This is a genomic window from Marinobacter vinifirmus, assembly GCF_002258215.1.
GTDB lineage: Bacteria > Pseudomonadota > Gammaproteobacteria > Pseudomonadales > Oleiphilaceae > Marinobacter > Marinobacter vinifirmus.
Window position 1 is genome coordinate 1 of sequence record NZ_NEFY01000057.1, and the last position, 223, is coordinate 223.

Annotated in this window: 1 tRNA gene; it reads right to left on the bottom strand. The window is 49.8% G+C overall.

The window, feature by feature from the left end:
* Positions 1 to 147 precede the first annotated feature (147 nt).
* Positions 148 to 223 (bottom strand) — tRNA-Ala (locus tag B9Q17_RS17945).

Sequence of the window (223 nt, forward strand, 5' to 3'; positions counted from 1 at the left end):
GTGTTCTATCTCGTCCAATTTGTTAAAGAGCAAATCTGACCCAGTGATCAGAAAGAAGACCTTCAGTCGCCACTCTCAACAGAGTCATACAACTGAAACGCTTGTTTCTGTACACTGCTAACCCTATTAAGGCTAGTCAGTAAAATTTGGTGGAGCCGAGGAGGATCGAACTCCTGACCTCCTGCGTGCAAGGCAGGCGCTCTCCCAGCTGAGCTACGGCCCC